Origin of the sequence: Streptomyces sp. NPDC048002, assembly GCF_040653275.1 — a bacterium.
GTDB lineage: Bacteria > Actinomycetota > Actinomycetes > Streptomycetales > Streptomycetaceae > Streptomyces.
In genome coordinates, this window is record NZ_JBEZNL010000046.1 from 34,867 (window position 1) to 54,321 (window position 19,455).

18 protein-coding genes are annotated in these 19,455 nt (G+C 70.2%); 16 read left to right on the plus strand and 2 right to left on the minus strand.

From position 1 onward, the window contains the following. Positions 1-92: 92 nt before the first annotated feature. The 11 genes from pdxS to AB0E07_RS34840 all read left to right on the plus strand — a co-directional run bounded on the left by pdxS (position 93) and on the right by AB0E07_RS34840 (position 11,758). Positions 93-998: a pyridoxal 5'-phosphate synthase lyase subunit PdxS gene (gene pdxS / locus AB0E07_RS34790; protein WP_362261033.1), complete on the plus strand. Its 906-nt coding sequence runs from the start codon at positions 93-95 to the stop codon at positions 996-998. Next, positions 998-1,603, plus strand: a complete 606-nt coding sequence (pdxT, locus tag AB0E07_RS34795; RefSeq protein ID WP_362261035.1) for a pyridoxal 5'-phosphate synthase glutaminase subunit PdxT — start codon at positions 998-1,000, stop codon at positions 1,601-1,603. Before pdxS ends, pdxT begins: the two co-directional genes overlap by 1 nt. Positions 1,604-1,652: 49 nt before the next feature. Then, positions 1,653-2,405, plus strand: coding sequence for a YebC/PmpR family DNA-binding transcriptional regulator (locus AB0E07_RS34800; RefSeq protein WP_362261037.1), 753 nt, complete (start codon positions 1,653-1,655; stop codon positions 2,403-2,405). 118 nt (positions 2,406-2,523) lie between these two features. Further along, positions 2,524-3,063 (plus strand): crossover junction endodeoxyribonuclease RuvC, encoded by a 540-nt coding sequence (ruvC, locus tag AB0E07_RS34805; protein WP_362261039.1) that lies wholly within the window; start codon positions 2,524-2,526, stop codon positions 3,061-3,063. After that, positions 3,060-3,665, plus strand: coding sequence for a Holliday junction branch migration protein RuvA (gene ruvA, locus AB0E07_RS34810; protein WP_362261041.1), 606 nt, complete (start codon positions 3,060-3,062; stop codon positions 3,663-3,665). Before ruvC ends, ruvA begins: the two co-directional genes overlap by 4 nt. Before the next feature lie 24 nt (positions 3,666-3,689). Next, the gene (ruvB, locus tag AB0E07_RS34815) at positions 3,690-4,760 is read left to right on the plus strand and encodes a Holliday junction branch migration DNA helicase RuvB (protein ID WP_362261043.1); all 1,071 of its coding nucleotides are present in this window, start codon (positions 3,690-3,692) and stop codon (positions 4,758-4,760) included. A gap of 185 nt (positions 4,761-4,945) precedes the next feature. Then, positions 4,946-5,434: a preprotein translocase subunit YajC gene (gene yajC / locus AB0E07_RS34820; protein WP_362261045.1), complete on the plus strand. Its 489-nt coding sequence runs from the start codon at positions 4,946-4,948 to the stop codon at positions 5,432-5,434. A 132-nt stretch (positions 5,435-5,566) separates the two neighbouring features. Continuing rightward, positions 5,567-7,330, plus strand: coding sequence for a protein translocase subunit SecD (gene secD, locus AB0E07_RS34825; protein WP_362261047.1), 1,764 nt, complete (start codon positions 5,567-5,569; stop codon positions 7,328-7,330). Between the two features lies 1 nt (position 7,331). Next, complete coding sequence (secF, locus tag AB0E07_RS34830) at positions 7,332-8,447, plus strand: protein translocase subunit SecF (RefSeq protein WP_362261049.1); 1,116 nt, start codon at positions 7,332-7,334, stop codon at positions 8,445-8,447. Further along, positions 8,444-8,983 carry an adenine phosphoribosyltransferase gene (locus AB0E07_RS34835; RefSeq protein ID WP_362261051.1) on the plus strand — a complete coding sequence of 180 codons (540 nt, stop codon included), beginning with the start codon at positions 8,444-8,446 and terminating at the stop codon, positions 8,981-8,983. The genes secF and AB0E07_RS34835 overlap by 4 nt, the downstream gene beginning before the upstream one ends. A gap of 240 nt (positions 8,984-9,223) precedes the next feature. Continuing rightward, positions 9,224-11,758, plus strand: a complete 2,535-nt coding sequence (locus tag AB0E07_RS34840; protein WP_362261053.1) for a RelA/SpoT family protein — start codon at positions 9,224-9,226, stop codon at positions 11,756-11,758. A gap of 82 nt (positions 11,759-11,840) precedes the next feature. On the opposite strand, the gene AB0E07_RS34845 is transcribed toward AB0E07_RS34840, so the two are convergent. After that, the gene (locus tag AB0E07_RS34845) at positions 11,841-13,070 is read right to left on the minus strand and encodes a DUF349 domain-containing protein (protein ID WP_362261055.1); all 1,230 of its coding nucleotides are present in this window, start codon (positions 13,068-13,070) and stop codon (positions 11,841-11,843) included. 135 nt (positions 13,071-13,205) lie between these two features. Beyond that, positions 13,206-14,054 carry a peptidylprolyl isomerase gene (locus AB0E07_RS34850; RefSeq protein ID WP_362261057.1) on the minus strand — a complete coding sequence of 283 codons (849 nt, stop codon included), beginning with the start codon at positions 14,052-14,054 and terminating at the stop codon, positions 13,206-13,208. A gap of 178 nt (positions 14,055-14,232) precedes the next feature. Here AB0E07_RS34850 and AB0E07_RS34855 point away from each other — a divergent pair, with 178 nt between their 5' ends. The 5 genes from AB0E07_RS34855 (at position 14,233) to rpsD (ending at position 19,429) form a co-directional block, all read left to right on the plus strand. Further along, complete coding sequence (locus AB0E07_RS34855; protein WP_362261059.1) at positions 14,233-14,940, plus strand: MBL fold metallo-hydrolase; 708 nt, start codon at positions 14,233-14,235, stop codon at positions 14,938-14,940. Between the two features lie 11 nt (positions 14,941-14,951). Then, positions 14,952-16,214, plus strand: a complete 1,263-nt coding sequence (gene hisS, locus AB0E07_RS34860) for a histidine--tRNA ligase (protein ID WP_362261061.1) — start codon at positions 14,952-14,954, stop codon at positions 16,212-16,214. Positions 16,215-16,466: 252 nt separating this feature from the next. Continuing rightward, positions 16,467-17,123, plus strand: coding sequence for a vitamin K epoxide reductase family protein (locus AB0E07_RS34865; RefSeq protein WP_362261063.1), 657 nt, complete (start codon positions 16,467-16,469; stop codon positions 17,121-17,123). Between the two features lie 43 nt (positions 17,124-17,166). Continuing rightward, positions 17,167-18,519 carry a replication-associated recombination protein A gene (locus AB0E07_RS34870; protein WP_362261065.1) on the plus strand — a complete coding sequence of 451 codons (1,353 nt, stop codon included), beginning with the start codon at positions 17,167-17,169 and terminating at the stop codon, positions 18,517-18,519. A 295-nt stretch (positions 18,520-18,814) separates the two neighbouring features. After that, positions 18,815-19,429 (plus strand): 30S ribosomal protein S4, encoded by a 615-nt coding sequence (rpsD, locus tag AB0E07_RS34875; RefSeq protein WP_015661793.1) that lies wholly within the window; start codon positions 18,815-18,817, stop codon positions 19,427-19,429. Positions 19,430-19,455: the final 26 nt, after the last annotated feature.

Here is a 19,455-nt window from a genome sequence, read left to right on the forward strand (position 1 = left end):
ACCGCCTCACCATTGGCCCTTGCTGTGGACTGGTTCCTTCACGTTTCCTCGGTCCTGCAGAAACCCTCTTTTCACGTCAGTGAGGTCAATCCGTGTCCACCACCGAGAACCAGGCTCCCGCCACCGGCACCGCACGAGTCAAGCGCGGCATGGCCGAGCAGCTCAAGGGCGGCGTGATCATGGACGTGGTCAACGCCGAGCAGGCGAAGATCGCCGAGGACGCCGGCGCCGTGGCCGTCATGGCTCTGGAGCGGGTTCCCGCCGACATCCGCAAGGACGGCGGAGTCGCCCGGATGTCGGACCCGAACATGATCGAGGAGATCATCGAGGCGGTCTCCATCCCGGTGATGGCCAAGTCCCGCATCGGTCACTTCGTCGAGGCCCAGGTCCTGCAGTCCCTCGGTGTGGACTACATCGACGAGTCCGAGGTCCTCACCCCGGCCGACGAGGTCAACCACAGCGACAAGTTCGCGTTCACGACCCCCTTCGTCTGCGGCGCCACCAACCTGGGCGAGGCCCTGCGCCGTATCGCCGAGGGCGCCGCGATGATCCGCTCCAAGGGCGAGGCCGGCACCGGCAACGTCGTCGAGGCCGTCCGCCACCTGCGCCAGATCAAGAACGAGATCGCCAAGCTGCGCGGCTACGACAACAACGAGCTGTACGCCGCCGCCAAGGAGCTGCGCGCCCCGTACGAGCTGGTCAAGGAAGTCTCCGAGCTGGGCAAGCTCCCGGTGGTCCTGTTCTCCGCCGGTGGCGTCGCCACCCCCGCCGACGCCGCGCTGATGCGCCAGCTCGGCGCCGAGGGCGTCTTCGTCGGCTCGGGCATCTTCAAGTCCGGCGACCCGGCCAAGCGCGCCGCCGCCATCGTGAAGGCCACCACCTTCTACGACGACCCGAAGATCATCGCGGACGCCTCCCGCAACCTGGGCGAGGCCATGGTCGGCATCAACTGCGACACCCTCCCCGAGGCCGAGCGCTACGCCAACCGGGGCTGGTGATGACCTCTCCCGTGGTCGGAGTGCTCGCACTCCAGGGCGACGTACGGGAGCACCTCATCGCGCTGGCCGCGGCGGACGCCGTGGCCAGGCCGGTGCGGCGGCCCGATGAGCTCGCCGAGGTGGACGGCCTGGTGATCCCCGGCGGTGAGTCCACCACCATCTCCAAGCTGGCGGTCCTGTTCGGCGTCATGGAGCCGCTCCGTGCGCGCGTGGCGGCCGGGATGCCGGTCTACGGCACCTGCGCGGGCATGATCATGCTCGCCGACAAGATCCTCGACCCGCGCTCGGGCCAGGAGACCGTCGGCGGCATCGACATGATCGTGCGCCGCAACGCCTTCGGGCGCCAGAACGAGTCCTTCGAGGCCGCGCTCGACGTCAAGGGCGTTCCGGGCGATCCTGTGGAGGGCGTCTTCATCCGCGCCCCGTGGGTGGAGTCCGTCGGCGCCGAGACCGAGGTGCTCGCCGAGCACGACGGCCACATCGTCGCCGTCCGCCAGGGCAACGCGCTGGCCACGTCGTTCCACCCGGAACTGACCGGCGACCACCGCGTGCACGGCCTCTTCGTCGACATGGTGCGCGCCGCCCGGACGGCCGAGTCCTTGTAGGATCTCTGGCGTTCGTTGTTTGGATGGGTTACGCGAAGGAGACAGGCAGATGTCCGGCCACTCTAAATGGGCTACGACGAAGCACAAGAAGGCCGTGATCGACGCCAAGCGCGGCAAGCTCTTCGCGAAGCTGATCAAGAACATCGAGGTCGCGGCCCGGATGGGCGGCGTCGACATCGAGGGCAACCCGACGCTCTACGACGCCATCCAGAAGGCCAAGAAGCAGTCGGTCCCCAACAAGAACATCGACTCCGCGGTCAAGCGCGGCGGCGGTCTCGAGGCCGGCGGCGCCGACTACGAGACGATCATGTACGAGGGCTACGGTCCCAACGGTGTCGCGGTGCTCATCGAGTGCCTCACCGACAACCGCAACCGCGCCGCCTCCGACGTCCGCGTCGCCATGACCCGCAACGGCGGCAACATGGCCGACCCGGGCTCGGTGTCGTACATGTTCAGCCGCAAGGGCGTGATCATCGTCCCCAAGGGCGAGCTGACCGAGGACGACGTCCTCACCGCCGTCCTGGAGGCCGGCGCCGAGGAGGTCAACGACCTCGGCGAGACCTTCGAGGTGATCAGCGAGGCCACCGACCTGGTCGCGGTCCGCACCGCGCTCCAGGAGGCCGGCATCGACTACGACTCCGCCGACTCCAGCTTCGTGCCGTCCGTCCAGGTCGAACTGGACGAGGAGGGCGCCAAGAAGATCTTCAAGCTGATCGACGCCCTGGAGGACAGCGACGACGTGCAGAACGTCTTCGCCAACTTCGACGTGAGCGACGAGGTCATGGAGAAGGTCGACGCGTAGCGCTGTCGCGCACTGAGCGACTTCGGCGGGCCGGTGGGACACACCCCACCGGCCCGCCGCCGTTGTCGGTGGCGGCCGATAGCCTGCACGAACAGGCAGTCGAGAGGGAGGGGGCGCGGTGCGCGTACTGGGGGTGGACCCCGGACTGACCCGGTGCGGGGTCGGCGTCGTCGAAGGGGTCGCGGGCCGACCGCTGACGATGCTCGGCGTCGGGGTCGTCCGCACGCCCGCCGACGCAGAGCCGGCACAGCGCCTGGTCGCCGTCGAGCAGGGCATCGAGCAGTGGCTCGACGAGCACCGGCCCGAGTTCGTCGCCGTGGAGCGCGTCTTCAGCCAGCACAACGTCCGCACGGTGATGGGCACCGCCCAGGCCAGCGCCGTCGCCATGCTCTGCGCGGCCCGCCGCGGCATCCCCGTCGCCCTGCACACGCCCAGCGAGGTCAAGGCCGCCGTCACCGGCAGCGGCCGGGCCGACAAGGCGCAGGTCGGCGCCATGGTGACCCGGCTGCTCCGGCTCGGCGCGCCGCCGAAGCCCGCGGACGCCGCCGACGCCCTCGCCCTCGCCATCTGCCACATCTGGCGCGCCCCCGCGCAGAACCGCCTCCAGCAGGCCGTGGCCCTGCACACCACCCGAGCCTCGAAAGGCCGCACCGCATGATCGCCTTCGTGAGCGGCACGGTCGCCGCACTCGCCCCGGACGCCGCCGTCGTCGAGGTGGGCGGTGTCGGCATGGCCGTGCAGTGCACCCCGAACACGCTCTCCACCCTCCGCGTCGGCAGCCCCGCCAAGCTGGCGACCTCCCTGGTCGTGCGCGAGGACTCGCTGACCCTCTACGGCTTCACCGACGACGACGAGCGCCAGGTCTTCGTCCTGCTCCAGACGGCGAGCGGGGTCGGACCGCGGCTCGCCCAGGCGATGCTCGCCGTGCACACCCCGGACGCCCTGCGCCGTGCCGTCGCCACCGGCGACGAGAAGGCCCTCATGGCCGTCCCCGGCATCGGCAAGAAGGGCGCGCAGAAGCTGCTGCTGGAACTGAAGGACCGGCTCGGCGAGCCCCTCGGCGCCCCCGCGGTCGGCGCCCCGGTCAGCCAGGGCTGGCGCGACCAGCTGCACGCCGCCCTGATCGGCCTGGGGTACGCCACCCGCGAGGCCGACGAGGCCGTGACCGCCGTGGCGCCGCAGGCGGAGGCCGCCGAGGGCACCCCGCAGGTGGGGCAGCTGCTCAAGGCGGCCCTGCAGACACTGAACCGAGCCCGCTGACCCCGAGAGCCCGAGGCACACCACATGAACTGGGACGACACGACCGACACCCCCGCCGACGAGCGGCTGGTGGGTTCTGTCGCCGACCGTGAGGACCAGGCCGTCGAGGCGGCGCTGCGCCCCAAGGACCTGGGCGAGTTCATCGGACAGGAGAAGGTCCGCGAACAGCTCGACCTGGTCCTGCGCGCCGCACGCGCGCGCGGCGCCACCGCCGACCACGTCCTGCTCTCCGGCGCCCCCGGCCTCGGCAAGACGACCCTGTCGATGATCATCGCCGCGGAGATGGGCGCCCCCATCCGCATCACCTCCGGCCCCGCCATCCAGCACGCCGGCGACCTCGCCGCGATCCTCTCCTCGCTCCAGGAGGGCGAGGTCCTCTTCCTCGACGAGATCCACCGCATGTCCCGGCCCGCCGAGGAGATGCTCTACATGGCGATGGAGGACTTCCGGGTCGACGTGATCGTCGGCAAGGGCCCCGGCGCCACCGCCATCCCGCTGGAACTGCCGCCCTTCACCCTGGTCGGCGCCACCACCCGCGCGGGACTGCTGCCGCCCCCGCTGCGCGACCGCTTCGGCTTCACCGCCCACATGGAGTTCTACGAGCCGGCCGAGCTGGAGCGCGTCGTCCACCGCTCCGCGCACCTCCTCGACGTCGAGATCGACGCGTCCGGCGCCGCCGAGATCGCCGGCCGCTCCCGCGGCACGCCCCGCATCGCCAACCGGCTGCTGCGCCGCGTCCGGGACTACGCGCAGGTCAAGGCGGACGGCAGGATCACCGAGGAGATCGCCGCCGCCGCCCTCGCGGTCTACGAGGTCGACGCCCGGGGCCTGGACCGGCTGGACCGGGCCGTGCTCCAGGCCCTGCTCAAGCTCTTCGGCGGCGGACCCGTCGGCCTGTCCACCCTCGCCGTCGCGGTGGGGGAGGAGCGCGAGACCGTGGAGGAGGTCGCGGAACCCTTCCTGGTCCGGGAGGGGCTGCTGGCCCGCACCCCGCGCGGCCGGGTCGCCACCCCGGCGGCCTGGGCCCACCTCGGTCTCACCCCGCCCGGCTCGCAGACCGCGTCAAACGGACAAGGAGACCTGTTCGGGACGTGAGGACGCCTGACCGGGGGCGCGACGGCGCGGGCATTGGCCGGGTCAGGAACCTCGGTGCCATGCTGAGCGTTGTTCCTTGCACGCGGACTCGCTTAGACTCCGCCGATGCCGCCGTTGTCGGCGGCATGCATACCCCCAACCATCAGGCCGCTCACCCCGCGGTCGTGTGAAGGAAGTTCCGACCCGTGAGTCTCGTGACCCTCCTCCCGTTCATCGTGCTCATCGGGGCCATGTTCCTGATGACCCGGTCGGCCAAGAAGAAGCAGCAGCAGGCCGTCGACATGCGGAACCAGATGCAGCCCGGTTCCGGCGTACGCACCATCGGGGGCATGTATGCCACGGTCAAGGAGGTCAACGAGGACACCGTCCTCCTCGACGCCGGCCCGGGCGTCGACCTGCTCTTCGCCAAGAACTCCATCGGTGCCGTCCTCTCCGACGACGAGTACAACCGCATCGTCCACGGCATCGAGCACGACCTGAAGGCCGACGCCGACGCCGTTCCCGACGACGCCTCCTCCCTCACCGAGTCCGAGGACGCCGACGCCGCCTCCGCCTCCGACGAGAAGGTCGACCTCGGCAAGAAGGACGAGGAGCCCGCCGACGACGTCGCGGCCGCCGAGGCGAAGGCCGACAGCGAGCCGAAGAAGACCGACGGCGGCACGGACGCGAAGTAGCCGCCTCCCGGGGCGCGCGGGTCCGGCCCGCGCGCCGCGGGACAGGTGTGGCTCTCGCACGGGATCCCGACTACACGGCATGGCCGTCGGCGCCGACCCGGCGACAGACGGCCCGAGAGGGAGTACGAGAAGGTGGCAGCACCTAAGAAGGGCCGGAACGCGAGCGCCCAGAGCAGGCCGGGGCGCTCGCTGGCCCTCATTCTGATCGCCATGGTGGCGCTCACCGGGGGAATGTTCCTCTCCGGGCACACCACTCCGCGTCTGGGCATCGACCTGGCCGGCGGTACGAGCATCACGCTGCGCGCGGAGGCCGAGCCAGGCCAGGAATCGGCGATCAACAAGACCAACATGGACACCGCCGTCGACATCATGGAGCGGCGCGTCAACGGTCTTGGTGTCTCCGAGGCGGAGGTCCAGACCCAGGGCGACCGCAACATCATCGTCAACATTCCCAAGGGCACCAACTCCAAGGAAGCCCGGGACCAGGTCGGCACCACCGCCAAGCTGTACTTCCGCCCGGTCATCGCCACCGAGGTCGTGGGCGCCGCCGCGACGACCAGCCCGTCCCCGAGCGCCTCCGACGGCGCGACGGACGAGGCCACGGACAAGGCGACCGACAAGGCGACCTCCTCCTCGTCCCCCTCGGCGTCGACCACGCCGTCGGCGACCTCCACGACCCAGGGCCGCGCGGTCACCGACGCCCTGAAGGCCGACCCCTCCGCGTCGGCGAGCGCCACCGCCGAGGCCGACGCCTCGCCGTCGGCCAGCGCCTCCGGCTCCGCGGACACCAGCAAGCTCGAAGCGCAGTACGCGGCCCTGGACTGCACCGACGAGGCGGTCCGCGCCAAGGCCGGTGACGGCGCCAAGCCCGAGGACTCCACCGTCGCCTGCGGTCAGAACGCGGGCGGCCAGTGGCAGAAGTACATCCTCGGTCCGGCCGAGGTCGACGGCACGGACGTGAAGGAGGCCGACGCGGTCCTCAACACCCAGACCGCCGCCGGCTGGACCGTGACCATGGAGTTCACCGGTGAGGGCCGCAAGAAGTTCGGCGACATCACCGGCCAGCTGGCGCAGAACCAGTCGCCGCAGAACCAGTTCGCCATCGTCCTGGACAACGAGGTCGTCTCCGACCCGTCCGTCAGCCAGGCGCTGACCGGCGGCAACGCCGAGATCTCCGGCAACTTCAACCAGGAGTCCGCGCAGTCGCTGGCCAACATGCTGTCGTACGGCGCGCTGCCGTTGTCGTTCAGTGAGGACAGCGTCACCACGGTGACCGCCGCCCTCGGCGGCGAGCAACTGCACGCCGGTCTGATCGCCGGTGCCATCGGCCTCGCGCTGGTCGTGATCTACCTGGTGGTCTACTACCGCGGCCTGTCCATGATCGCGGTGGCCTCGCTGCTGGTCTCGGCCGCCCTCACCTACGTGATCATGTCGTTGCTCGGCCCGGCCATCGGCTTCGCGCTGAACCTGCCGGCCGTCTGCGGCGCCATCGTCGCCATCGGCATCACAGCGGACTCGTTCATCGTGTACTTCGAACGGGTCCGGGACGAGATCCGCGAGGGCCGCTCGCTGCGTCCCTCCGTCGAGCGGGCCTGGCCGCGTGCCCGGCGCACCATCCTGGTCTCCGACTTCGTGTCGTTCCTGGCCGCCGCGGTGCTGTTCGTCGTCACCGTCGGCAAGGTCCAGGGCTTCGCGTTCACGCTCGGCCTGACCACCGTGCTCGACGTCGTCGTCGTGTTCCTCTTCACCAAGCCGCTCCTGACAATCCTCGCGCGCACGAAGTTCTTCGGCGGCGGACACCCGTGGTCCGGTGTCGACCCCAAGCGCCTGGGTGCCAAGCCGCCCCTGCGCCGTTCGCGCCGTCCCTCCGCCCCCGTCGAGACGAAGGAGGCGTGAGATGTCGAAGCTCGGAAATCTCGGCGCCCGACTGCACCGCGGCGAGGTCGGCTACGACTTCGTCGGCAACCGCAAGCTCTGGTACGGCCTGTCCATCCTGATCACCATCACGGCGATCGTGGGCCTCGCGGTGCGCGGCCTGAACATGGGCATCGAGTTCCAGGGCGGCGCGGTCTTCACCACCCCGAAGACCTCCGTCTCCGTCTCCCAGGCGCAGGAGTACGCGGAAGAGGCCTCCGGCCACGACGCGATCGTCCAGCAGCTCGGCGACGGCAAGCTCCGCATCCAGGTCTCCGGCATCGACACCACCCAGGCCGACAAGGTCTCGGCGGAGCTGGCCAAGGACCTCAAGGTCGACGAGAACGACGTCACCGGCGAGCTGGTCGGCCCCAGCTGGGGTGAGCAGATCGCCAACAAGGCGTGGCAGGGACTGGGGATCTTCCTGGTCCTGGTGGTGATCTACCTGGCCATCGCCTTCGAATGGCGCATGGCGATCGCCGCGTTCGTGGCGCTGATCCACGACATCACCATCACGGTCGGCATCTACGCCCTGGTGGGCTTCGAGGTCACACCGGGCACGGTGATCGGTCTGCTGACCATCCTCGGTTACTCGTTGTACGACACCGTGGTGGTCTTCGACAGCCTCAAGGAACAGACGAAGGACATCACCAAGCAGAACCGCTGGACCTACAGCGAGATCGCCAACCGGTCGATCAACAGCACGCTGGTGCGGTCCATCAACACCACGGTGGTCGCGCTGCTGCCGGTGGCCGGTCTGCTGTTCATCGGTGGCGGCTTCCTCGGCGCCGGCATGCTGAACGACATCTCGCTGTCGCTGTTCGTCGGCCTCGCGGCCGGCGCGTACTCCTCGATCTTCATCGCCACGCCGCTCGTCGCCGATCTCAAGGAGCTCGAGCCGCAGATGAAGGCCCTCAAGAAGCGGGTGCTCGCCCGGCGTGCGGCGGCCGCCGCCAAGGGCGAGCCGCTCGACACCGTGCCGGTGGTCGAGGAGTACGAGGACGGGCCGGAGGACGCGGCCCCCGCCGTCGTCGGACCGCGCAACCAGCCCGCCTCGCGCAGCCGCGGCCGTGGCCGTCCCTCGGGGAAGCGCCGATGACCGGCATCGAGGAGCTGCTGCTCAGCCGTATCCGTGACGTGGCGGACTACCCGGAGCCGGGTGTGATGTTCAAGGACATCACCCCGCTCCTGGCGGACCCGTCGGCGTTCACCGCGCTCACCGACGCCCTCGCCGAGGTCGCCGGCCGCACCGGCGCCACCAAGGTCGTCGGCCTGGAGGCCCGCGGCTTCATCCTGGGCGCCCCGGTGGCCGTCCGCGCCGGACTGGGCTTCATCCCGGTGCGCAAGGCGGGCAAGCTGCCCGGAGCCACCCTCAGCCAGGCCTACGACCTGGAGTACGGCTCCGCGGAGATCGAGGTGCACGCCGAGGACCTCTCGGCCGGCGACCGCGTCCTGGTCGTCGACGACGTCCTCGCCACCGGCGGCACCGCCGAGGCGTCGATCCAGCTCATCCGCCGGGCCGGTGCCGAGGTGGCGGGCCTGGCCGTGCTGATGGAGCTGGGCTTCCTCGGCGGCCGCGACCGCCTCGCGGGACCCCTCGCCGGCGCCCCGCTGGAGGCCCTGCTCAAGATCTGAGCGACGCACGGACCTGGGGCGCGCACCTCCCGCAAGGGAGCTGCGCGCCCCAGGTGCGAGCGCGGCAGGACACCTCCCAGGAAGCGGCAGGACACCTCCCAGGAATCCGTGGTCCGCCCCCCGTGTTTCTCCCGTGTACGGGCCTCACGACGGCCTGCAGGCGATCCTGACGCGCAGGATCGCTACCATGGGGTCTCCGGAGCCTGACCGGGGGACCCGGATCGCGCACGAGGAGCCCTCTTGCCAGACGAGGCCCAGCACCTGACCGCCGCCAAGCCCGACGCCGCCTCGGGCCCCGCGGCCAAGCCCGCGCCGAACACGTCGAGCACCAAGAACGACGCCGGTGGGCCGGTCGAGCACGCCCAGTCCGCGCCCGTAGGCAAGACGGCCGAGCAGGCCCGCCCCAAGCCGGCCCCGCCCGAGCGCTCCGAGACGCCCGCGGTCCGTCCGAACACCGGCCAGCCGCCCCGCTCCGGCTCCTCCAACCGCGTCCGCGCCCGCCTCGCCCGCCTCGGCGTGCAGCGCTCCAACCCGTACAACCCGGTGCTGGAGCCGCTGCTGCGGATCGTGCGCAGCAACGACCCGAAGATCGAGACGGCCACGCTCCGCCAGATCGAGAAGGCCTACCAGGTCGCCGAGCGCTGGCACCGCGGCCAGAAGCGCAAGAGCGGCGACCCGTACATCACCCACCCGCTCGCGGTGACGACGATCCTCGCCGAGCTGGGCATGGATCCGGCCACCCTCATGGCGGGCCTGCTGCACGACACGGTCGAGGACACCGAGTACGGCCTGGACCAGCTCCGCCGGGACTTCGGCGACTCCGTCGCGCTGCTCGTCGACGGCGTGACCAAGCTGGACAAGGTCAAGTTCGGCGAGGCAGCGCAGGCCGAGACCGTGCGCAAGATGGTCGTCGCCATGGCCAAGGACCCCCGGGTCCTGGTCATCAAGCTCGCCGACCGCCTGCACAACATGCGCACCATGCGTTACCTCAAGCGCGAGAAGCAGGAGAAGAAGGCGCGCGAGACCCTGGAGATCTACGCGCCGCTCGCCCACCGCCTGGGCATGAACACCATCAAGTGGGAGCTGGAGGACCTCGCCTTCGCGATCCTCTACCCCAAGATGTACGACGAGATCGTCCGGCTGGTGGCCGAAAGGGCACCCAAGCGCGACGAGTACCTGGCCATAGTGACCGACGAGGTCCAGCAGGACCTGCGGGCCGCCCGCATCAAGGCCACCGTCACCGGCCGCCCCAAGCACTACTACAGCGTCTACCAGAAGATGATCGTCCGCGGCCGTGACTTCGCGGAGATCTACGACCTGGTGGGCATCCGCGTCCTGGTGGACACCGTCCGCGACTGCTACGCGGCGCTGGGCACCGTCCACGCCCGCTGGAACCCGGTTCCGGGGCGGTTCAAGGACTACATCGCGATGCCCAAGTTCAACATGTACCAGTCGCTGCACACGACGGTCATCGGCCCCAACGGCAAGCCGGTCGAGCTCCAGATCCGCACCTTCGACATGCACCGCCGCGCGGAGTACGGCATCGCCGCGCACTGGAAGTACAAGCAGGAGGCCGTCGCCGGCGCCTCCAAGGTGCGCACCGACGTGCCCAAGGCCGGCAAGGGCAAGGACGACCACCTCAACGACATGGCGTGGCTGCGCCAGCTGCTGGACTGGCAGAAGGAGACCGAGGACCCGGGCGAGTTCCTGGAGTCCCTGCGCTTCGACCTCTCCCGCAACGAGGTCTTCGTCTTCACGCCCAAGGGCGATGTCATAGCGCTGCCGGCCGGGGCCACCCCCGTCGACTTCGCCTACGCGGTCCACACCGAGGTCGGACACCGGACCATAGGAGCCCGGGTCAACGGACGGCTGGTGCCGCTGGAGTCCACCCTGGACAACGGCGACCTGGTGGAGGTCTTCACCTCCAAGGCGACCGGCGCGGGACCCTCCCGGGACTGGCTGGGCTTCGTCAAGTCGCCGCGCGCCCGCAACAAGATCCGGGCCTGGTTCTCCAAGGAGCGCCGGGACGAGGCGATCGAGCAGGGCAAGGACGCCATCGCCCGCGCGATGCGCAAGCAGAACCTGCCCATCCAGCGCATCCTGACCGGCGACTCCCTCGTCACGCTCGCGCACGAGATGCGCTACCCCGACATCTCCTCGCTGTACGCGGCGATCGGCGAGGGCCATGTGGCCGCGCAGAACGTCGTGCAGAAGCTGGTGCAGGCCCTCGGCGGCGAGGAGGCGGCCACCGAGGAGATCGACGAGGCGGTCCCGCCGGCCCGCGGCCGCAGCCGTAAGCGCCGCAGCAGCCAGGACCCCGGTGTCGTGGTCAAGGGCGTCGACGACGTCTGGGTCAAGCTCGCCCGCTGCTGTACGCCCGTGCCCGGCGACCCGATCATCGGGTTCGTCACCCGGGGCAGTGGCGTATCGGTTCACCGCAGTGACTGCGTCAACGTCGAATCACTGTCCCGCGAGCCCGAGCGGATCCTCGACGTCGAGTGGGCGCCCACCCAGTCCTCGGTCTTCCTGGTCGCCATCCAGGTCGAGGCGCTGGACCGCTCCCGGCTGCTCTCCGACGTCACCCGCGTCCTGTCCGACCAGCACGTCAACATCCTCTCCGCGGCCGTGCAGACCTCCCGCGACCGGGTCGCCACCTCCCGGTTCACCTTCGAGATGGGCGACCCCAAGCACCTCGGGCACGTCCTGAAGGCGGTCAGGGGCGTCGAGGGCGTCTACGACGTCTACCGGGTCACCTCGGCACGCAGCCGCTCGTAGCGGCCGCACGAATCACGGACCACGGACAACGACGAAGGGGCTCCCCGTGCGGGGGAGCCCCTTCCTCGTGCGTGCGGTGGCGTCAGCCGCCGAACTCCTGCAGACCCTTCAGCGCCTGGTCCAGCAGGGCCTGGCGGCCCGCCAGCTCACGCTCCAGCTTGTCGGCGCGGGCGTTGTTGCCCTGGGCGCGCGCCGTCTCGATCTGACCGCGGAGCTTGTCCACGGCGGCCTGGAGCTGACCGGTGAGACCCTCGGCACGCGCGCGTGCCTCCGGGTTGGTCCGGCGCCACTCGGCCTCCTCGGCCTCCTGGATGGCCCGCTCGACGGCGTGCATCCGGCCCTCGACCTTCGGCCGGGCGTCCCGCGGGACGTGGCCGATGGCCTCCCAGCGCTCGTTGACCGAGCGGAACGCGGCGCGCGCCGCCTTGAGGTCCGTCACCGGGAGGATCTTCTCGGCCTCGTGGGCCAGCTCCTCCTTCAGCTTGAGGTTCTCGGACTGCTCGGCGTCCCGCTCGGCGAAGACCGAGCTGCGCGCGGCGAAGAAGACGTCCTGGGCGCCGCGGAAGCGGTTCCACAGGTCGTCCTCGTGCTCGCGCTGGGCACGGCCGGCCGCCTTCCAGTCCGCCATCAGCTCGCGGTAACGGGCCGCCGTCGGACCCCAGTCCGTCGACCCGGACAGCGCCTCGGCCTCGGAGACCAGCCGCTCCTTGGTCCGGCGGGCCTCCTCGCGCTGCGCGTCCAGCGCCGCGAAGTGCGCCTTGCGCCGCTTGGAGAACGCCGAGCGCGCGTGCGAGAAGCGGTGCCACAGCTCGTCGTCCGACTTGCGGTCGAGCCGGGGCAGACCCTTCCAGGTGTCCACCAGCGCGCGCAGCCGCTCACCGGCCGCCCGCCACTGGTCGGACTGGGCCAGCTCCTCCGCCTCGGTGACCAGCGCCTCCTTGGAGTGCCGGGCCTCGTCGGACTGCTTGGCGCGCTGCTGCTTGCGCTCCTCGCGGCGCTTGTCGACGGTCTCCACGAGCGTGTCCAGCCGCGTCCGCAGCGCGGCCAGGTCACCGACCGCGTGATGGGCGTCGACCTGTTCGCGAATGTGGTCGATCGCGGTCTGGGCGTCCTTCGCGGACAGGTCGGTGGTCTTCACTCGCTTCTCGAGGAGGCCGATCTCGACCACCAGGCCCTCGTACTTGCGCTCGAAATAGGCCAGCGCCTCCTCGGGGGAGCCTGCCTGCCAGGAACCGACGACCTGCTCGCCCTCGGCCGTACGCACGTACACGGTCCCCGTCTCGTCGACGCGGCCCCACGGGTCGCTGCTCACAGCGCCTCCTCCACATGATGCCTGCGCAGGGCTTGTGCGCCCCCGGCATCGTCCACAGTTTCGTCACGGCCAACATAGGCGACCGGCGGGTTGCCTGTCCGCATCCCGCGCGACCGAAATTTCGCAGTTGACGGGTCAGGATTTGGTGACGGTCGCCTTGTTGATCACCACGGTCGCGTTCGGTGCCGTGTTGCCCGTCGTGGGGTCCGCGGCCTGCGCTCCGGCGGCGGACAGCTTCTTCAGAACCTTCATACCGGCCTCGGACACCGTGCCGAACGGGGTGTAGTTCGCCGGCAGCGGACTGTCCTGGTAGACGAGGAAGAACTGGCTGCCGCCGGAGTCCTTGCCCTCGCCGGTCTGGGCGTTGTACTGGTTCGCCATCGCGACGGTGCCCGCCGGGTAGACGTCGCCCTTGACGCTCTTGTCCTTGAGGTTCTCGTCCGGGATGGTGTAGCCCGGTCCGCCGGTGCCGGTGCCCGTCGGGTCGCCGCACTGGAGCACCCAGATACCGGCGTCGGTCAGCCGGTGGCACTTGGTGTGGTCCAGGTAGCCCTTGTTCAGCAGGAAGTTGAACGAGTTCACCGTGCGCGGGGCGGCCGACGCCTTGAGAGCTATGTCCATCTCGCCGCAGGTCGTCGACAGCGTCATCGTGTAGTCGGCGGACTTGTCGATGGTCATGGCCGGTTCCTTCTTCCAGCTCATGGTCTCGACCTTGCCCGCGGCCGCCTTCTCGCACGGGTCCGGGGCCTTGCTGGTCGGGGCGGCGCTCGGGGTGACCTCGGCGCCCGCGTTGGCCTTGCCGTCGTCCCCGTCGAAGGCGCCCGCGGTGTAGAGCCCGAGGCTACCGATGAGGACCACGCCCACCGAGGACGCGATCACCGCGTTGCGGGTGCGGGACTTGCGCCGCGCGTCCGTGCGCCGCTGCTGCTGTCGCAAGAACTTCTCCCGGGCGAGCTGACGCCGCCGCTGCTCCTGGCTGACCACGGAGTTGTCTCCTCATGCGTCTCGTACGTCGACCGGTCCGCGTGCGCCGTCGGGTCGACCGTCTGCGTGTGCCCCGTACCGTATATGGGTTCGCTGAGGAATCGGCAGCGCCGGTAGGCTCTGACCTCAGGCGCAGCCCGCCGACTTGTCGCCCGAACCGACACAACGAAGGACGATCGTGCTCATTGCCGGGTTCCCCGCCGGGGCCTGGGGGACGAACTGTTATCTCGTCGCCCCCGCCGCCGGTGAGGAGTGCGTGATCATCGACCCCGGCCATCAGGCCGCCGCAGGCGTCGAGGAAGCGATCCGCAAGCATCGCCTCAAGCCCGTCGCCGTCGTCCTCACCCACGGCCACCTCGACCACGTGGCCTCGGTCGTCCCGGTGTGCGGCGCGCACGACGTGCCGGCCTGGATCCACCCCGAGGACCGCTACATGATGAGCGACCCCGAGCGGGCGCTCGGCCGGTCCATCGGCATGCCGCTGATGGGCGAGCTGACCGTGGGGGAGCCGGACGACGTCAAGGAGCTGAGCGACGGCGCGAGGCTGGAGCTGGCCGGTCTGGAGCTGACCGTGGCGCACGCCCCCGGCCATACCAAGGGGTCGGTGACCTTCGGTATGCCCGAGGCGGCGGACATCCCGCCGATCCTGTTCTCGGGCGACCTGCTGTTCGCCGGCTCCATCGGACGCACCGACCTGCCCGGCGGTGACATGGCCGAGATGCTCGACTCGCTGGCCCGCGTGGCCCTGCCGCTCGACGACTCGACCGTGGTGCTGTCCGGCCACGGCCCCCAGACGACCATCGGCCAGGAGCGCGCCACCAACCCGTATCTGCGGCAGGTGGCCTCCGGCCTCGGGAGCGCGGACGCTCCCCGACGAGGAATGTGACGAGACCTTCCGTGAGCACCTTCAAGGCCCCCAAGGGCACCTACGACCTCATCCCGCCGGACAGCGCCAAGTTCCTGGCGGTCCGTGAGGCCATCGCCGCCCCGCTGCGCACCTCCGGCTACGGCTACATCGAGACGCCCGGCTTCGAGAACGTGGAGCTGTTCGCCCGCGGCGTCGGCGAGTCCACCGACATCGTCACCAAGGAGATGTACGCCTTCGAGACCAAGGGCGGCGACCGGCTCGCTCTGCGTCCGGAGGGCACCGCCTCCGTGCTGCGCGCGGCGCTGGAGGCCAACCTGCACAAGGCCGGCAACCTCCCGGTCAAGCTCTGGTACTCCGGCTCGTACTACCGCTACGAGCGCCCCCAGAAGGGCCGTTACCGCCACTTCTCCCAGGTCGGTGCCGAGGCGATCGGCGCCGAGGACCCGGCGCTGGACGCCGAGCTGATCATCCTGGCCGACCAGGCGTACCGCTCCCTCGGTCTGCGGAACTTCCGCATCCTGCTCAACAGCCTGGGCGACAGGGAGTGCCGTCCGGTCTACCGCGCCGCCCTCCAGGACTTCCTGCGCGGCCTGGACCTCGACGAGGAGACCCTGAGCCGCGCGGAGATCAACCCGCTGCGCGTCCTCGACGACAAGCGCGAGGCGGTCCAGAAGCAGCTCACCGGCGCCCCGCTGCTGCGCGACTACCTGTGCGACGCCTGCAAGGCGTTCCACGAGGAGGTCCGCGAGCTGATCACGGCGGCGGGCGTCGCCTTCGAGGACGACCCCAAGCTGGTCCGCGGCCTGGACTACTACACCCGGACGACGTTCGAGTTCGTCCACGACGGCCTGGGGTCGCAGTCCGCGGTGGGCGGCGGCGGCCGCTACGACGGGCTGTCCGAGATGATCGGCGGCCCCGCCCTGCCCTCCGTCGGCTGGGCGCTCGGCGTCGACCGCACGGTCCTCGCCCTGGAGGCCGAGGGCGTGGAGCCGGACCTGCCCTCCACGACCAGCGTCTTCGCGGTGCCGCTCGGGGAGGAGGCCCGGCGGGTGCTGTTCGCGAAGGTCACCGAACTGCGCAAGGTCGGCATCGCCGCGGACTTCTCCTACGGTGCCAAGGGCCTGAAGGGCGCCATGAAGAACGCCAACCGCAGCGGTGCCCGCTACACCGTGGTGGCCGGTGAGCGCGACCTCGCCGAGGGCGTCGTGCAGCTGAAGGACATGGAGTCCGGCGAGCAGACCTCGATCGGCGTGAACGAGATCGTCGCCGAGCTGGAGTCGAGGCTCGGCTGACACCCCTTTCCTCGCGAAGGCGCCGGGTTCTCCCGGCGCCTTCGTCGTACGCCCGTCAACTCCGCGACCGCGGATTCGTCCCGCCGGATGATTCCGGCCGGACGCCCGCCCCGGAACTCGGCCGGAACCGAACGCTCAGGGGCCTGCGGGCGCCCGTCCTTATGTCCACCGAACGGTGGAAAGGCGCCCCGGTGCGGCACAATGGCCCCTGCTCGAAGAAGGTCCAACTCTCAAGCAGACGGAATCGGCGTGATGAGCAAGACGACAGTCAAGGACGTCTCCACCGAGCCCGAGCCGGAGCGCACCGTCGCGGCACCGCGCACCGAGGGCGGCAGCGTCGCCTTCGCGCTGATGCTGATGATCACCGGCGCGGCCGGGCTGCTCGCGGCCTGGGTCATCACGCTCGACAAGTTCAAACTGCTGGAGGCCAAGGTCGAGGGGAAGACCTTCGTCCCCGGGTGCAGCCTGAACCCCGTCGTCTCCTGCGGCAGCGTCATGGAGAGCGACCAGGCGTCCGCCTTCGGCTTCCCCAACCCGATGCTCGGCCTCGTCGCCTACGGCATCGTCATCTGCGTCGGCGTGAGCCTGCTGACCCGCGCCCGCTTCCCGCGCTGGTACTGGCTCACCTTCAACGCCGGCACCCTCTTCGGAGTCGGTTTCTGCACCTGGCTCCAGTTCCAGTCGCTGTACCGCATCGGCGCCCTGTGCCTGTGGTGCTCGCTGGCCTGGGTCGCGACGATCATCATGTTCTGGTACGTGACCTCCTTCAACGTGCGGCACGGCTTCCTGCCCGGCCCGCGCTGGCTGAAGAGCTTCTTCGGCGAGTTCACCTGGGTCCTCCCGGTGCTGCACATCGGGGTCATCGGCATCCTGATCATGACCCGCTGGTGGGACTTCTGGACCAGCTGACCGTGCCGGAGGCGTTGTCGGTGCGGTGATTTAGGGTTTCAGCGTGGAGCCCGACCTGTTCACCGCCGCAGCAGAAGAACGCCAGGAGAAGGACCCGGCCGCCAGCCCCCTGGCCGTACGGATGCGTCCGCGCACCCTCGACGAGGTGGTGGGCCAGCGGCACCTGCTCAAGCCGGGCTCGCCCCTGCGCCGCCTGGTGGGCGAGTCGGGAGGCCCGGCCGGACCCTCCTCGGTGATCCTCTGGGGCCCGCCCGGCACCGGCAAGACGACCCTGGCGTACGTCGTCTCCAAGGCCACCGACAAGCGGTTCGTGGAGCTGTCCGCGATCACGGCGGGCGTCAAGGAGGTCCGCGCGGTCATCGACGGGGCGCGCCGCGCCTCCGGCGGCTTCGGCAAGGAGACCGTCCTCTTCCTCGACGAGATCCACCGCTTCAGCAAGGCCCAGCAGGACTCCCTGCTCCCCGCGGTGGAGAACCGCTGGGTGACGCTGATCGCGGCGACCACCGAGAACCCCTACTTCTCGATCATCTCCCCGCTGCTCTCCCGCTCGCTGCTGCTCACCCTCGAACCCCTCACCGACGACGACATCAGGGACCTGGTGCGGCGGGCACTGACCGACGAACGCGGTCTGAAGGGCGCCGTCACCCTGCCCGAGGACACCGAGGACCACCTGCTGCGGATCGCCGGCGGCGACGCCCGCCGCGCCCTCACGGCCCTGGAGGCCGCCGCGGGCGCCGCCCTGGACCTGGGCGAGAGCGCCGTCGCACTGGCGACGCTGGAGCAGACCGTCGACCGCGCGGCCGTGAAGTACGACCGCGACGGCGACCAGCACTACGACGTGGCCAGCGCCCTGATCAAGTCGATCCGCGGCTCCGACGTCGACGCGGCCCTGCACTACCTGGCCCGGATGATCGAGGCGGGCGAGGACCCCCGCTTCATCGCCCGCCGCCTGATGATCTCGGCCAGCGAGGACATCGGCCTCGCCGACCCGAACGCGCTGCCGATCGCGGTCGCCGCCGCCCAGGCCGTCGCCATGATCGGCTTCCCGGAGGCCGCCCTCACCCTGAGCCACGCCACCATCGCCCTGGCCCTCGCCCCGAAGTCCAACGCCGCCACCACCGCGATCGGCGCCGCCATGGAGGACGTCCGCAAGGGCCTGGCCGGACCCGTGCCGACGCATCTGCGCGACGGGCACTACAAGGGCGCGGCCAAGCTCGGTCACGCGCAGGGGTACGTCTACCCGCACGACCGGGCCGAGGGCATCGCCGAACAGCAGTACGCCCCGGATGCCCTCAAGGACCGCGAGTACTACACCCCGACCCGGCACGGTGCCGAGGCCCGGTACGCGGACGCGGTGGAGTGGACCAGGAAGCACCTCGGTCGCAGGCGGTCCTGAGCACCCTGTAAACTTCTCCGAAGTGCTGTGTCCCGTGCTGTCAGAACGGGACGGTCAGCCGGAGCCCCCGCCAGGGGGATCCAGGAGCGTCGCGCACCGATCGAATGGTGTCGCGGGCAGCCCACCACCACCCGTCGCAGGACGGAACCGGCCGGTGGGCCTCTCGCGTGCTGCACGTTGTGCCCAGACCAGGGAGCGGCTGCCCACCCCGTCCGCGAGGACGAGGAGGGTTTCCCCGGCTGCGGATGCGACCTCCCTCAACCCTGACGAGCCGAACACCGAGAAATGAGAGATCGTGGCGAACCAGTCCCGCCCCAAGGTCAAGAAGTCGCGTGCCCTCGGCATCGCGCTGACCCCGAAGGCCGTCAAGTACTTCGAGGCCCGTCCCTACCCGCCGGGTGAGCACGGCCGTGGCCGCAAGCAGAACTCGGACTACAAGGTCCGTCTGCTGGAGAAGCAGCGTCTGCGTGCGCAGTACGACGTGTCCGAGCGTCAGCTCGTCCGCGCCTACGAGCGTGCCTCCAAGGTTCAGGGCAAGACCGGTGAGGCCCTGATCATCGAGCTCGAGCGTCGTCTCGACGCCCTGGTCCTGCGTTCGGGCATCGCCCGCACCATCTACCAGGCCCGTCAGATGGTCGTGCACGGCCACATCGAGGTCAACGGCCAGAAGGTCGACAAGCCGTCGTTCCGCGTCCGTCCCGACGACGTCGTGATGGTCCGCGAGCGCAGCCGCGAGAAGACCCTCTTCTCCATCGCCCGTGAGGGCGGCTTCGCCCCCGAGGGCGAGACCCCGCGCTACCTCCAGGTGAACCTCAAGGCCCTGGCGTTCCGCCTGGACCGCGAGCCGAACCGCAAGGAGATCCCGGTGATCTGCGACGAGCAGCTCGTCGTCGAGTACTACGCCCGCTGATCATCCAGCAGCGGACGTAGCACCAC

Coding starts and splice junctions, on each gene's coding strand:
- pdxT (WP_362261035.1), top strand. CDS start 998: ATGACCTCTCCCGTGGTCGGAGTGCTCGCACTCCAGGGCGACGTACGG.
- AB0E07_RS34800 (WP_362261037.1), top strand. CDS start 1,653: ATGTCCGGCCACTCTAAATGGGCTACGACGAAGCACAAGAAGGCCGTG.
- ruvA (WP_362261041.1), top strand. CDS start 3,060: ATGATCGCCTTCGTGAGCGGCACGGTCGCCGCACTCGCCCCGGACGCC.
- ruvB (WP_362261043.1), top strand. CDS start 3,690: ATGAACTGGGACGACACGACCGACACCCCCGCCGACGAGCGGCTGGTG.
- secF (WP_362261049.1), top strand. CDS start 7,332: ATGTCGAAGCTCGGAAATCTCGGCGCCCGACTGCACCGCGGCGAGGTC.
- AB0E07_RS34835 (WP_362261051.1), top strand. CDS start 8,444: ATGACCGGCATCGAGGAGCTGCTGCTCAGCCGTATCCGTGACGTGGCG.
- AB0E07_RS34865 (WP_362261063.1), top strand. CDS start 16,467: ATGAGCAAGACGACAGTCAAGGACGTCTCCACCGAGCCCGAGCCGGAG.